Source organism: Solwaraspora sp. WMMD792 (assembly GCF_029626105.1).
GTDB lineage: Bacteria > Actinomycetota > Actinomycetes > Mycobacteriales > Micromonosporaceae > Micromonospora_E.
The window spans coordinates 652,754-665,819 of the sequence record NZ_JARUBH010000009.1 but is presented as its reverse complement, the minus strand read 5'-3'; the positions used below and the strand labels follow the sequence as shown (position 1 = coordinate 665,819).

At 70.3% G+C, this 13,066-nt stretch carries 10 protein-coding genes and 1 riboswitch; of the genes, 4 read left to right on the top strand and 6 right to left on the bottom strand.

The genetic code is table 11. The features are described 5' to 3' along the window. Positions 1 to 32 precede the first annotated feature (32 nt). Positions 33 to 818 (top strand): helix-turn-helix transcriptional regulator, encoded by a 786-nt coding sequence (locus O7629_RS04570; RefSeq protein ID WP_278167695.1) that lies wholly within the window; start codon positions 33 to 35, stop codon positions 816 to 818. Next, positions 815 to 1,000 (top strand): DUF397 domain-containing protein, encoded by a 186-nt coding sequence (locus O7629_RS04565; RefSeq protein WP_278167694.1) that lies wholly within the window; start codon positions 815 to 817, stop codon positions 998 to 1,000. The genes O7629_RS04570 and O7629_RS04565 overlap by 4 nt, the downstream gene beginning before the upstream one ends. 92 nt (positions 1,001 to 1,092) lie before the next feature. Here O7629_RS04565 and O7629_RS04560 read toward each other — a convergent pair whose 3' ends face one another. The 6 genes from O7629_RS04560 to O7629_RS04535 form a co-directional block, all read right to left on the bottom strand. After that, positions 1,093 to 3,114: a cellulase family glycosylhydrolase gene (locus tag O7629_RS04560; RefSeq protein ID WP_278167693.1), complete on the bottom strand. Its 2,022-nt coding sequence runs from the start codon at positions 3,112 to 3,114 to the stop codon at positions 1,093 to 1,095. A 34-nt stretch (positions 3,115 to 3,148) separates the two neighbouring features. Continuing rightward, positions 3,149 to 4,123 (bottom strand): ROK family protein, encoded by a 975-nt coding sequence (locus O7629_RS04555; protein WP_278167692.1) that lies wholly within the window; start codon positions 4,121 to 4,123, stop codon positions 3,149 to 3,151. Beyond that, positions 4,120 to 6,666 carry a glycoside hydrolase family 2 protein gene (locus O7629_RS04550; protein ID WP_278167691.1) on the bottom strand — a complete coding sequence of 849 codons (2,547 nt, stop codon included), beginning with the start codon at positions 6,664 to 6,666 and terminating at the stop codon, positions 4,120 to 4,122. The genes O7629_RS04555 and O7629_RS04550 overlap by 4 nt, the downstream gene beginning before the upstream one ends. A gap of 56 nt (positions 6,667 to 6,722) precedes the next feature. Continuing rightward, positions 6,723 to 7,565, bottom strand: a complete 843-nt coding sequence (locus O7629_RS04545) for a carbohydrate ABC transporter permease (RefSeq protein WP_278174403.1) — start codon at positions 7,563 to 7,565, stop codon at positions 6,723 to 6,725. 110 nt (positions 7,566 to 7,675) lie between these two features. Next, a complete protein-coding gene (locus tag O7629_RS04540) occupies positions 7,676 to 8,644 on the bottom strand; it encodes a sugar ABC transporter permease (RefSeq protein ID WP_278167690.1) in 969 nt (322 codons plus the stop codon). Positions 8,645 to 8,768: 124 nt separating this feature from the next. Next, on the bottom strand, positions 8,769 to 10,049 hold the full coding sequence (locus O7629_RS04535) for an extracellular solute-binding protein (RefSeq protein ID WP_278167688.1): 1,281 nt from the start codon (positions 10,047 to 10,049) through the stop codon (positions 8,769 to 8,771). A gap of 366 nt (positions 10,050 to 10,415) precedes the next feature. Here O7629_RS04535 and O7629_RS04530 point away from each other — a divergent pair, with 366 nt between their 5' ends. Together O7629_RS04530 and glyA are read left to right on the top strand one after the other, a co-directional pair. Continuing rightward, positions 10,416 to 11,435 (top strand): LacI family DNA-binding transcriptional regulator, encoded by a 1,020-nt coding sequence (locus O7629_RS04530; RefSeq protein ID WP_278167687.1) that lies wholly within the window; start codon positions 10,416 to 10,418, stop codon positions 11,433 to 11,435. A 171-nt stretch (positions 11,436 to 11,606) separates the two neighbouring features. Next, a riboswitch (ZMP/ZTP riboswitch) is annotated at positions 11,607 to 11,692 on the top strand. Between the two features lie 67 nt (positions 11,693 to 11,759). After that, on the top strand, positions 11,760 to 13,025 hold the full coding sequence (gene glyA / locus O7629_RS04525; RefSeq protein WP_278167686.1) for a serine hydroxymethyltransferase: 1,266 nt from the start codon (positions 11,760 to 11,762) through the stop codon (positions 13,023 to 13,025). Positions 13,026 to 13,066: the final 41 nt, after the last annotated feature.

Sequence of the window (13,066 nt, the reverse complement as noted above, 5' to 3'; positions counted from 1 at the left end):
TGCCCCAATACGGGCCGGAAGGATGAGCAGTAGTGAGCAGCAACGGCATTCCGCAGGTGCTCAGGTTTCTTCGTTCACTCAATGGCGGCATGACACAGGAGCAGTTGGCGCAGCGACTAAGCGTCTCGACGTCGTTGATCGCCAAGTTCGAAACCGGTCGACAGATACCAATGCCCGACACGGCAGACCACATCGATCAGGTGTTCAGCAGCGCCCCGCTGATCAAGGAACTCTCCGAGAACGCCCGCAAGAGCATCCCACCGGACTGGTTCCGGGCGCTACCGGAGTTGGAGCAGGAGGCCTCCGCGATTCGGCGGTACGAGTGCCAGATCATCCCTGGACTGCTCCAGACGGAAGCGTACGCCCGGGCCATCCTGCACAGCGGCCTGCTAACTCCCGCTAAGGCCGACGAGTACCTCGCTCTCAGGATGACGCGACAGGCCGCCGTGTTCGAGCGGGAGGAGCCGCCGGTGTGTCAGTTCATCATTGACGAGGACGGACTTCGCCGGGGAGACCCCGTGATCATGCGGGAGCAATTGGAGCACATCGCCGAGATGAGCACCCGGTCGCGGGTGCTGGTGCAGGTGGCCCCGGTTTCCGCCGGCTTGCATCCCGGGCAGAACGGGCCGTTCATGCTCGCCAGCATGGCCGAGACCGGCGGCACCGTCGGCTATGTCGACGACCAGTTGGAGGGCCGCCTGGTGACCGATCCGAAGCGGGTTGCCACCCTCGAACAGGCCTGGCAGGCTCTGAGTGGTGTTGCGTTGCCGCGCGACCAGTCGCGAGACATGATCTTGAAGTTGGTGAAGGAACTATGACCGAGCCGGCGTGGCGCAAGTCCAGCCGCAGCAACAGCAACGGAAGCGACTGTGTCGAGGTGGCGGACAACCTTCCCGGTCGCATCCTGGTCCGCGACAGCAAGGACCAGGGTGGTCCGACGCTCGCCTTCGGCCCGACCGCCTGGCGGTCGTTCGTCGCTGAGGCACCCACGCTCCGCTGAGCCGCTGGGCCAGCAGTTAGCAACGACGTGACGAGCCCCGGCCCCACGCCGACGGGGGCCGGGGCTCGACGCGTACCGGTGACCGCGCCGTCCTACTCGACCCGGACGTTGTCGATGTGGACGGTGCCCGGGTTGACGTAGACGTAGAACTCCCGCACGTCGGCCAGCGCCTCGGCGTCACACGACATCTCGGTCAGCAGGTCGATCTCGGCGGTGCCGGTCCAGTCCTGGTTCAACCAGGTGAACGTCGACTGGCACCAGGTGTAGGACGGCCCGGTCTGCACGGCGATCGCCGCGTTGGTGCCCACCGACGGGTCGGTACGCAGGTCGTACTTGAGGGTCACCCGGCCGGACAGGTCCACCGGCTCGGCGAACGACGTGCCGAACCAGCCGCCGGTGACCGAGTCGACCCGCAGCCCGTACGACCCGTCGGTGGCGAACGCGTCCGACTGGGCGACGCTGCCGATGCCCGGCTCCCACGACGGCGGCCCCCAACCGTCGGTGCCGGTCTCGAACGAGAACAGGGTCTGCACCCCGGCCGGGTCCGGTTTCACCGTGACCACCAGGTCGGCGACGTTGGAGGCACGCCAGGCCCGGTCCCACACCCGGTAGTGGGCGGTGGCCCGGCCGGCGAAGCCGTCCGCCGGGGTGAAGGTCACCGCACCGTCGCCGCCGAGCGCGAACTCCCCGCCGTCGACGGTCACCTGCTTCTGCTGGCCGCGTTCCGTCGGGTCCAGGTCGATGGTGGCGGCTCGCACCGTACCCCGCCAGGCGATGTCGTTGGCCGCCGGCCGCAGCGTCGCGACCTGGCCGAACTCGACGGTGCTGGTGTCGTGGTCGGCGACCGGCGGCCACGGCCGCTTGTCACCGCGCACCGCCGCGCCCGCGTTCGACAGCGTGGTGCAGACCGGGCTCGGGCAGTAGACGGTGTAGCCGTCGTAGTCCGGGTAGTGGCTGCCGTCGTCCTGCACACCGGAGAGGATCCAGTAGAGGAAACCGCTGGTGCCGCCAGCGATCGCCGTGTCGGTCCAGTCGCGGTAGACGACGTTGCGGGTCGACTTGTCGTGGATGCCGAACTCGCCGAGCATCACCGGCTTGCGGACCTTCTTCGCCTCGTGGGCGTGCCGGGTGATCCACTCGGTGCCCCAGGCGGCGTCCTTGCCCCAGTGGTCCGGGTAGAGGTGGTAGGAGACGACGTCGACGGCGGGCAGCCTGCTCAGCGCGACGCTGTCCACGCCTTCACCACAGTTGATGGTCCAGTCGGCGCTGGTCGGATCGTCACAGAAGAAGCCTTCGTCACCGACGCTGACCAGTTGCCGGGGAGCGATCGACTTGACGTGCCGGGTCATCTCGTCGGCCCAGGCGGTGAGCGTGTCGGTGGTGCAGTCCGGTGACGGCGGGTAGACGCCGGAGCCCTTGCAGCGCGGCTCGTTGCCCAGCTCCCAGGTCATCACCGTCGGATCGTCGCGGTACTTGACCCCGGTGATGGTGTTGGTGCGGTTCAGCACATGGCTGATCCAGTCTTTGTACCAGCCGCGGATCACCGGGTCGGTGTAGAAGTCGTCGTGGTACTGCCCGCCGCGCCAGCGCACGTACTGGTCCATGCCGCCGAAGTCGCGCCAGTTGTTGGTCAGCGGAATCACCAGTTTGATGCCGGCTTCGCGGGCGACGGCGAGGACGTAGTCGAGGCGTTGCAGGCCGTCCGGGCCGTCGTTGTACGCCGACCGTTCGCCGTCGAAGTACTGGAAGTAGACGCCGTCGGCCGGGCCGGCGACCGAGTCGGAGCCGTCGGCGTTGCCGATGTCGAGGAATCCCCAGGTACGCAGCACGGTGAACCCGGCTGCCTTCGCGTCGGCGAACACGTCGTCGACCATCGTCGGCGACTTGTACATCAGATAGTAGTTGTTGCTGCCGGCGAACCGGAACTTCCGGCCGTCGAGTGTGAGGTCGTCGCCGTGCCGGGTGACGAATCCGGCGGTCGGCTGACCAGGCGTACCGGGATTGCCGGGATGACCGGGATGGTGGGCCGGCGGTGCGGCCTGGGCCGGGACTGCCGCTGCGGTCAGCAGCAGTCCGGCCAGTGCCAGCAGCAGGCCGGCGGAGCGTGGGCGCATTGCGGGGTTCTCCTTGACCGTGGAGCGGTGGAGGTCACTGACGCGCGGCGGCCTCCAGGGCGAGTGCGGCGGCACCGAGCAACCCCGCGTCGTTGCCGAGGCTGCTGGTGTGGATCCGGACCCGACGGACGAAGTCGAGCCCGGCAAGCTCCGCCACGGCCGCGCGCAGCGGAGCGAAGAGCAGGTCACCGGCGGCAGCCACCCCGCCGCCGATGACGACGTCGTCGAGCTCGACCAGCGCGGTGGCGGAGACCACTGCGGCGGCCAGGGCGGTCGCGCCCCGCCCGAACGCGGCGACGGCGAGCGGTACGCCGGCCCGGGCGTCCTCGGCGAGGGTACGGGCGTCGGCCGGCCGCTCCCCCGGCGTCCAGCCCTGGTCGACGGCCCAGCGGACCATCGCCGGACCGCTGGCGATCGCCTCGACACAGCCGCGCCCACCACAGGGGCAGGGCGGTCCGGTCATGTCCACCACGATGTGTCCGATGTGGCCGGCGTTGCCGCTGCCGCCCGGGTGGACTCGGCCGTCGATGACAAGTCCGCCGCCGACGCCGGTGGAAACCACCATGCCGAGCAGGGCTCGGCCGGGGTAGCCGCCGAGCCAGTGTTCGCCGAGCGCCATGCAGTGCCCGTCGCCGGCGAGCACCGCCGGCCGACCGGGCAGCAGCGGCCGCAGCGAATCGAGGATGCCGAAGTCGCGCCACGCGTGGATGTTGATCGGGCTGACGGTGCCGGCGGCCGGGTCGAGCGGGCCGGCCGAGCCGACGCCGAGCGCGGTCAGCGTAGCCGGGTCCCGGTCGCCGACGACCTGGCGGACCACCCGGTGCAGGGCGGCGGTGACCGTCGCGGTGTCCCCGCCGGCCGGGGTCGGCACCGCGCCCTGCACGGCGATGGTGCCGTCAGGTTCGACGACGGCGGCGGCCAGCTTGGTGCCGCCGACGTCGATCGCGAGAACCGGGCCGGGGGCGCGGTCGGCCGCTGACCGGCCGGCGATCGCCGGGCCGGCGCTCATGCGCCGGCCGCCGGGGTGTCGTTGACCATGTCGTTGACGCAGCGCAGCACCGGCCGGCTGGTCAACGCCGCCGGGTCCAGCTCGGCCCCGGTGCGGACCACGAACTCCGTCGACTCGCCGGGCAGCAGGGTGACCAGTGCCCGGTCCACTTCGGCGGCCGGGTCGAGCCGGTCCGGGTAGAGGGTCAGGTCACGCAGGACGGTCCGGGCGGTGACGGTGACCCGCAGCCCACCGTCGGTCGGCTCGACCGCCGCGTCGTACCCGGCAACCGGGTAGTCGACCTCGTTGTCCTCGGCGAAGAACCACCAGGCCCGCTGCCCGGCCGTGTCGGCGAGCAGCAGCTCACGGCGCGGGTCGTCGGTGGCGGCCAGGTCGGGGTAGAGCGGCACGGTGACCGCCGAGTGGGCCGGTACGGCCAGCTGGTAGCCGATCTTGGCCAGTGGTTCGCCGGCCAGGGTGAGCCGGGTGACGTCGGTCTGCGGGTGCCAGTCGGTGCCGGTGTCGTTGACCGCGACCAGGGCTAGTCCACCGTCGCGGGGTTCGATGGTGAGCAGCCGGTCGGCGTAGGCGTCGCGCAGCGCGTACCACAGGGGTTTGCGCCGGCCGTCACCGTCGACGGCGGCCCACGAGGTGACCGGCCAGCAGTCGTTGAGCTGCCACAGGATGGTGCCCATGCAGACGCCCCGGTGGGAGCGGAAGTGCCGCACCCCGACGGCGATCGCCCGCGCCTGGTTGAGCTGGGTCAGGTAGTGCCAGTCGTCGAAGTCGCGTGGCGCGGGCAGGTGCGCGTCCAGGCCGCGTCGCAGTTTCCGGTCGCCGTCGGCGGCTTTCTGGTGGTGGGCCATGCCGGGCGAGTCCGACGCGAGCGGGTCGTCACTGATCGCGCGGCGCAGGGTGGCGTACGCGGGTGGCCCCTGGTAGCCGAACTCGGCGAGGAACCGGGGCACGTACTGCCGGTACTTCAGGTAGTCGTCGGTGTTCCACACGTCCCAGATGTGCATGGTGCCGTGCGCCGGGTCGTTGGGGTGCAGGTCGTCGCGGCCGGAGTAAGGGCTGCCCGGCCAGTACGGGCGGGTCGGGTCGAGTTCGGCGACGATGCCGGGCAGCACGTCGAGGTAGTAGCCGAGCCCCCAGGTGCGTCCGTCGAGGACCTCCTGCCAGCCCCAGTCGTGCCAGCCCCAGATGTTCTCGTTGTTGCCAGTCCACAGCACCAGACTGGGGTGCGGGGTGAGCCGGGCGACCTGGTAACGGGCCTCCGCGGCGACCTCGCCGGCGATCGGCTCCTCCTCCGGGTACGCGGCGCAGGCGAACAGGAAGTCCTGCCCGACGAGCAGGCCCAGCTCGTCGGCGAGGTCGTAGAAGTCCTCGGATTCGTAGCGTCCGCCGCCCCAGATCCGCAGGAAGTTGACGCCGGCGTCGACGGCCTGGCCGAACCGGTGGGCGTAGCGGGCCCGGTCGACGCGGGTGGGGAACGCGTCGTCGGGGATCCAGTTGACGCCCCGGACGAAGACCGGCATCTCGTTGACGACCAGGGTGAACGCACTGCCGGCGGGGTCGGCGGTGGTGTCCAGGCGGACCGACCGGAAGCCGATGTGCCGCTGCCAGGTGTCGAGTGTGCTGCCGTCGGCCCGGTGCAGCGTGACGTCGAGTGCGTGTCGGGCGGGTTTGCCGTACCCCCGGGGCCACCACAGCTCGGGCTCGGCGACGGTGAGGGTGACGACGGCGCTGCGCTGCCCGGCCGGGACGACCGCTTCGGCGCGGGCCCCGGCGACGGCGGCGACCACGGTCAGCGGGGCGTCGGCACCGTCTGCGCGGTCGACGTCGATGTGTACCTCGACCCGGCCGGTGACACCGCCCGGCGCACCACCGCCGGGCCCATCGTCGCCGGCCGACCCGCTGGCCGTACCGCTGGCCGTACCGCTGGTGTGGTCGACGGTGACCAGCGGGCGGACGCTGGCCAGCCGGGCGACGGCCCAGGCGTGCAGGCCGATCTCCTGCCAGATGCCGGCGGTGACCAGGTTGGGGCCCCAGTCCCAGCCGAAGTTGCAGGCCATCTTGCGGATGAAGTTGAACGGTTCCGGGTAGGCGTTGGGCCGGTCGCCGAGCCGGTCGCGGACCGCTTCGGCGTGTCGGTACGCGGAGTCGAACCGCACCCGCAGGGTGTTGCGCCCGGGGTGCAGCGCCGCGCGGGCGTCGAACCGGTAGCCGCGGTGCATGTTGGCGGTGCGGCCCAGTTCGACGTCGTTGAGGGTGACGGTGGCGACGGTGTCCAGGCCGGCGCAGACCAGGTCGACCCGGGGGTCACCCGGGTCTACCCAGTCGAATGTGGTCTCGTAGACCCAGTCGGTCCGGCCGATCCACGACAGCCGGTTCTCGTTGTCGTCGAGGTAGGGGTCGGGGATCAGACCGGCGGCGAGCAGGTCGGTGTGGACGCAGCCGGGTACGGCCGCGGGGACGCTGCGGTCACCGACGTCGTCGGGTACGTCGGACCCGTCGGCGGGTCGTACGGTCCAGCCCTCGTGGAGCGGTCGTACGGAGTTCATGCCATACCTCACTAGTGCTGGATCGGGACTGGGCCACGGTACGGGTTCCGGGTCGGTCAGTTCTTGACGGCGCCTTCCATGATTCCCCGGACGATCTGCCGGCCACCGATGAAGAGCATGATCAACAGCGGGATGGTCGCCACGAACGCACCGGCGAGCACCCGCCGGTAGAGCACGTAGTTGCCGCTGGCCAGGTCGGACAGGGCCACCATCGACGTCGGGTAGTAGGTGCCGCCGAGGGTGATCAGCGGCCACTGGAAGTCGTTCCAGGTGGCCACGAAGGTGAGCAGGCCGAGCACGGCCATCGCCGGGCGGACCGCCGGCAGCACCACGCTCCAGTAGATCCGCAGGGTGGTGGCACCGTCGATCCGACCGGCCTCGATCAGCTCGTCGGGCACCGCTTCGAGGATGAACTGCCGCATGTAGAACACGCCGAACGCGGTGACCAGGCCGGGCACGATGACCGCGACCAGGGTGCCGTTCCAGCCGAGTTCGCCCATCAGGATGTAGAGGGCGACCACACCCAGCTGGTTGGGCACGGTGAGGGTCAGCACCACGACGACCATCAGCGCGTTGCGGCCGGCGAACCGCAGCTTGGCGAAGGCGAAGCCGGCCAGCGAGCAGAAGAACAGCACCGAGAACGTCACGATCGACGAGACGACGAAACTGTTGCCCAACGACTGGACGAAGTAGACGTTCTTGAGGGTGAAGACCTCGTTGACGTTGTTGAGCAGTTGGCCGCCGGGCAGCAGCTGCGGCGGGATCTTTGCCAGGTCGGCGTCGGTGCCGCTGGCGATCACCACCATCCAGTAGAGCGGGAACGCGGAGAACAGGATGACCAGGCTGAGGAACAGGTAGTTCCAGAAGCTGCCCGGCGTACTGGCCGGGGCACGGCCCATCAGCGCGGCGTTGCGCCGTCGCCGGCTCGGTGGCCGGCCGCCGCCGGCCTGACCTGGCCGGCCGGGGTGGTCGGGGTGGTCTGCCGGGGAACGGCCGACGGTGCTGGTGCTCATTTGCGGCCTCCGCCCAGCCGGTTGGCGACCAGCGCGTTGACGACCGCGATGATCACGATGATCAGGAACAGCGCCCAGGACATCGCGGCGGCGTACCCGAGGTTGAGGTCCTTCCAGCCGACCTTGTAGATCAGCTGGGCGATGGTCTGGAACTGGCCGTTGGACCCCCCGGTGGCGGCCTGCGAGTTCTGCTCGAACAGCATCGGCTCGGTGAACAGTTGCAGCCCGCCGATGGTGGACAGGATCACGGTGAAGACCACCACCGGTCGGATCATCGGTACGGTGATCCGCCAGAGCTGCCGCCACGGGCCGGCGCCGTCGACCGCGGCCGCCTCGTAGATGTCGCGCGGGATCGACTGCATCGCGGCCAGGTAGATCAGCGCGTTGTAGCCGATCCACTTCCAGTTGACCATGGTGGCGATGGCGACCCAGGACGCGGCCTTGCTGGACCGCCAGTCGATCGGCGCCTCGCCGCGCAGGTTCAGTACGTCGAGCACCCAGTTGGCGATGCCGAAGTCGCGGGCGAAGAAGACCGCGAACAGCAGCGTCGACGCGGTGATCGGGGTGATGTACGGCAGCAGGATGCCGACCCGGAACCAGGTCTGCGCCCGCAGCTTGCGGTTCAGCAGCGACGCGATGATCAGGGCCAGGAACAGCTGCGGCACGGTGGACAGCACGAAGATGCCGAACGTGTTGTACAGCGCGTTCCAGAAGCTGTCGTCGGTGAACAGCCGCCGGAAGTTCGCCAGCCCGGCCCAGCCGGTCAGGTCGGCGTTGTCCAGCCGCCAGTGCCGCAGCGCCACCACGCCGTTGAAGATGATCGGGAAGAGTCCGAAGGCGATGAAGAGGAGGAAGAACGGGGAGATCAGGATGTACGGCATGTACCGCATGTCGAAGCGGTGCATCCGGTTACGCCAGGTCGGGTCGGGTGGCGGTGCTGGTGGTGCGGCGCGGGTTGCGGACATGGATTGCCTCCAGATTCAGCCGTGCGACGGCCGGCCCGCAGCGTGGCGGGGGGTGGGCGTCCGACCCGGTTTGGTTCCCGCCGGAGACCCACCCCCGCCCGCGCGGCTCGCGGCCCGCGAGCGGTTACGCGTTCGTCGCCTTTTCGGCTTCCGCGATGGCTTCCGTCCACGCCTCGTCGGGCTTGCCCTCCAGGTCACCGCTCTGCAGCCGGTTGAGGACGTTCTCCACCGCGACCCGGACCGGACCGTTCTTGCGGCCGAGGTACTGCGGGGTGAGGTTGGCGGCGGTCGCGGAGAAGATCTGGCCGACCGGAGCGTCGTTGAAGAACGGGTTGGAGAACTCGACGATCGCCGGGTCCTCGTAGAGCGCCGGCTGCGACGGCAGGTTGCCGACCTTCTTGAAGATCTCGATCTGCTGCTCGGGCTGGATCAGCCACTCCAGGAACTTGTACGCCTCGTCGACGTTCTCGCTCTGTGCCGGGACGGTTAGGAACGAGCCGCCCCAGTTGCCGCCGCCACCGGGAATCGCCGCCACGTCCCACTTGCCGGCGGTGTCGGGGGCGGTGTTCTGGATGTGGCCCATCATCCACGCCGGGCAGGCCAGCACGGCGAAGTCGCCGTTGACGAAGCCGTTGTTCCACTCCGGGGAGAAGGCCGCGAGGTTGGCTGACAGTCCGGCGCCGACGACGGCGGCGGCGGTGTCGAAGGCGACCTTCGGACCGCCTTCCATGGCCAGGTTCTCGCTGGTGTCGAAGAGGCCGACCGGCTGCTGGCCGAGCACCGGGTTGAAGATGTTGGTGGCCGAGTCGACGAACTTCTTGCCGCTGGCCGCGACGTACTCCTCGCCGGTGGCGACGAACGACTCCCAGTCGGGCCAGAGGGCGGAGACCTCGTCCCGGTCGGTCGGCAGCCCGGCCGCCTCGAACAGGTCGGTGCGGTAGCACATGGCCAGCCCGCCGACGTCGGTGCCGAGACCGATCTGGGTGGCCCCGTCGGCGGACAGGGTCTGCTGCCACTTCCAGTCGAGATAGCGCTCCTCGTACTGGCCGGCGCCCTTGTCCAGCAGGTTGACGAACTTGTCGGCCTGCTCGCGGAACTGGACGACGAAACCCTCGTCGATGGCGGCGATGTCGGCGGCGCCGGACCCGGCGATCAGCTTCTTCTGCAGGTCCTCGTGCTGAGCGTTGTACTCACCGGAGTTGAGGTTGATCCGCACGCCCGGGTTCTCTGCCTCGTACTCGGCCTTGAGGTCGTCGAGGCCGAAGTCGCCCCAGTACGCGATGGTCAGGGTGGTGCCGTCGTCGTCGCTGCCGCCGCCGGGTTCGCCACTGCAGCCGGCGATCAGCAACGCGCCGGCGGCGCCGACCGCCGCCGTACGCGTCCAAGGGGTCCAACGCCGCTTCATCCCATCCTCCGAACACAATTGGAAACGCTCCCAACATCGAGGAACGTCGACTGAACCGGATAAGTGAAGCCACGGTACGAGTGACCCCGGCACGTGTCAATGGCGGGTTAACGCCGTGGCCAACCCGTAACCTTGGTGACCTCGGTCACGCCGACATCGTGTTTGGTAGAGAGCTCACCGGTGCACTCTGCGCACCGGCGGCGGGGCGGCCGCCACGCCCGGCCGACGCCGGATATCGTTTCGGGCAGCAGACTTAACCGGGCAAGGCCAGCGGAACCCACCCACCGCACCGCCCGCCACCCGGCTCGACGCACCGCCCGGTGCACCGCCCTGACCAGCAGAAACGAGCCCGAAGGAGCGCCGCCGGTGAAACGGCCGACCATCGCCGACATCGCCCGCCGAGCAGGCGTTTCCAAGGGCGCGGTCTCGTACGCGCTCAACGGCCAGCCCGGGGTCTCCGAGGCGACCCGGCAGCGGATCCTCGCCATCGCCGCCGAGATCGGGTTCAACCCCAACAGCGCCGCCCGCGCCCTGTCCGGGGCCACCGCCAACGCCGTCGGCCTGGCGCTGAGCCGCCCGGCCCGGATCCTCGGCATCGAGCCGTTCTTCATGGAGCTGATCAGCGGCGTCGAGGCCGAACTGTCCGCCCGGTCGTACGCGCTGACCCTGCAGGTGGTGGCCGACACCGAGGCCGAGATCGCGGTCTACCGGCGCTGGTGGGGTGAGCGCCGGGTGGATGGCGTGTTCCTCTGCGACCTGCGACTCGACGACGACCGGGTGCCGGCGCTGGAGTCGCTGCAACTGCCGGCGGTGGTGATCGGTGGCCCCGGACACACCGGCTCGCTGCCGAGCATCTGGTCCGACGACGCGTCGGCCCTGGTCGAGACGGTCGAGTACCTGGTCGCGATGGGTCACCGCCGGATCGCCCGCATCGGTGGCCTGCCCGGCCTGCTGCACACCGAGATCCGCGCGGGCGCGTTCACCGATGTCTGCCGCCGGCTGGGGCTGGACCAGTGCGTCACGGTGCCGTCCGACTACACCGGCGAGGAGGGCGCCCGGGCCACCCGGCGGCTGATCAGCACCGCGGCCCGCCCCACCGCGGTGATCTACGACAACGACGTGATGGCGATCGCCGGCCTGGCGGTGGCCCAGGAGATGGGGCTGGCCGTGCCGGGCGACCTATCGATCGTTGCCTGGGACGACTCGCCGCTGTGCCGCCTGGTGCATCCGCCGTTGACCGCGCTGGGCCGCGACATCCCGGCGTACGGTGCGCACGCCGCGCGGCAGCTGCTGGCGACGATCGCCGGTGAGCCGACGCAGGCGTACCAGGACGAGACGCCGCACCTGACCCCGCGTGGCAGCACCGCCCCGCCGCGCGCCAGCTGACCTGACCCACCGCGCCCCGCCACGCGCCGCCCCGCCGCGCGCCAGCTGACCTGCTGTGGCCAGCCAGTGAACCGATTAAGTTTCCGGAGCGTTAAACGGTGCGAAAATCGCGAATCTCACTGCGTACCGTCGGGTCCACCCCGACCCGCCGACCACCGCAGGTTATGCTCGGACCGGTCACGTGACTGGCGCAGCGGAGGTGGAACCGACCACCGGGGAGCGACCATCGACGTGCGCCGCGCGCCTGGGTGCACCGTCGACGGCACCGTCATGTCCGGGGGCGTCCCCGGCCGGCGGAGCCGCCCGACCCCAGGAGGGCACGTCGTGCACGTACCGCAGATCCCGCAACTGACCGCCACCGATCCCGAGCTCGCCGCCCTCGTCGAGGGTGAGGCCCGCCGCCAGCACGACAAGCTGCGCATGATCGCCTCGGAGAACTACGTCTCCGCCGCCGTGCTGGAGGCCAGCGGCACGGTGCTGACCAACAAGTACTCCGAGGGCTACCCGGGCCGGCGCTACTACGAGGGCCAGCAGTTCGTCGACCCGATCGAGACGCTCGCCGTCGAGCGGGCCAAGACGCTGTTCGGGGCGGCCCACGCCAACGTCCAGCCGTACTCGGGCTCCCCCGCCAACCTCGCCGTCTACCTTGCCTTCCTCTCCCCCGGCGACACCGTGCTGGGGATGTCGCTGCCGATGGGCGGGCACCTCACCCACGGCTGGTCGGTGTCGGCCACCGGCAAGTGGTTCAACTCGGTCCGCTACAACGTCTCCCGCGACACCGGCCGGATCGACTTCGACGAGGTACGTGACCTGGCCCGCCGCGAACGGCCGAAGGTGATCTTCTGCGGCGGTACGGCGGTGCCGCGGACCATCGACTTCCCGGCCTTCGCCGAGATCGCCCGGGAGATCGGTGCGGTGCTCGTCGCGGACATCGCGCACATCGCCGGCCTGGTCGCCGGCGGCGCGCACCCCTCGCCGATCGGCCACGCCGACGTGGTCACCACCACCACCCACAAGACGCTCCGCGGCCCGCGCGGCGCGATGATCCTCACCACCGAACAGCACGCCGCCGCGATCGACAAGGCAGTCTTCCCCGGCCTGCAGGGCGGCCCGCACAACCACACCACCGCCGGCATCGCCGTCGCGTTGCGCGAGGCCGACACCGACGACTTCCGCCGGTACGCCCACCAGGTGGTCGCCAACGCGAAGGCGCTCGCCGCCGCGCTGGTCGACCGGGGCTTCGAGCTGATCTCCGGTGGCACCGACAACCACCTGATCCTGGCCGACCTGACCGGCAAGGGCGTCGGTGGCAAGCCGGCCGCGCAGGCGCTGGACCGGGCTGGGATCGAGCTGAACTACAACACGGTGCCGTACGACCCGCGCAAGCCGTTCGACCCGTCCGGCATCCGGCTGGGCACCGCCGCGCTGACCACCCGCGGCCTGACCGAGGCGCAGATGCCGCAGGTCGCCGCCTGGCTGGACGACGCGGTGACCGCAGCGGTCAAGGACGACGGTGCCGCCCTCGACCAGATCGCCGGGGAGGTAGCCGACCTGCTGGCCGGCTACCCGATGCCCGGCTACGCGGCCTGACCTGCGCTGAGCTCCGCCCACCCGCGCCTGGTCTGCGGCCG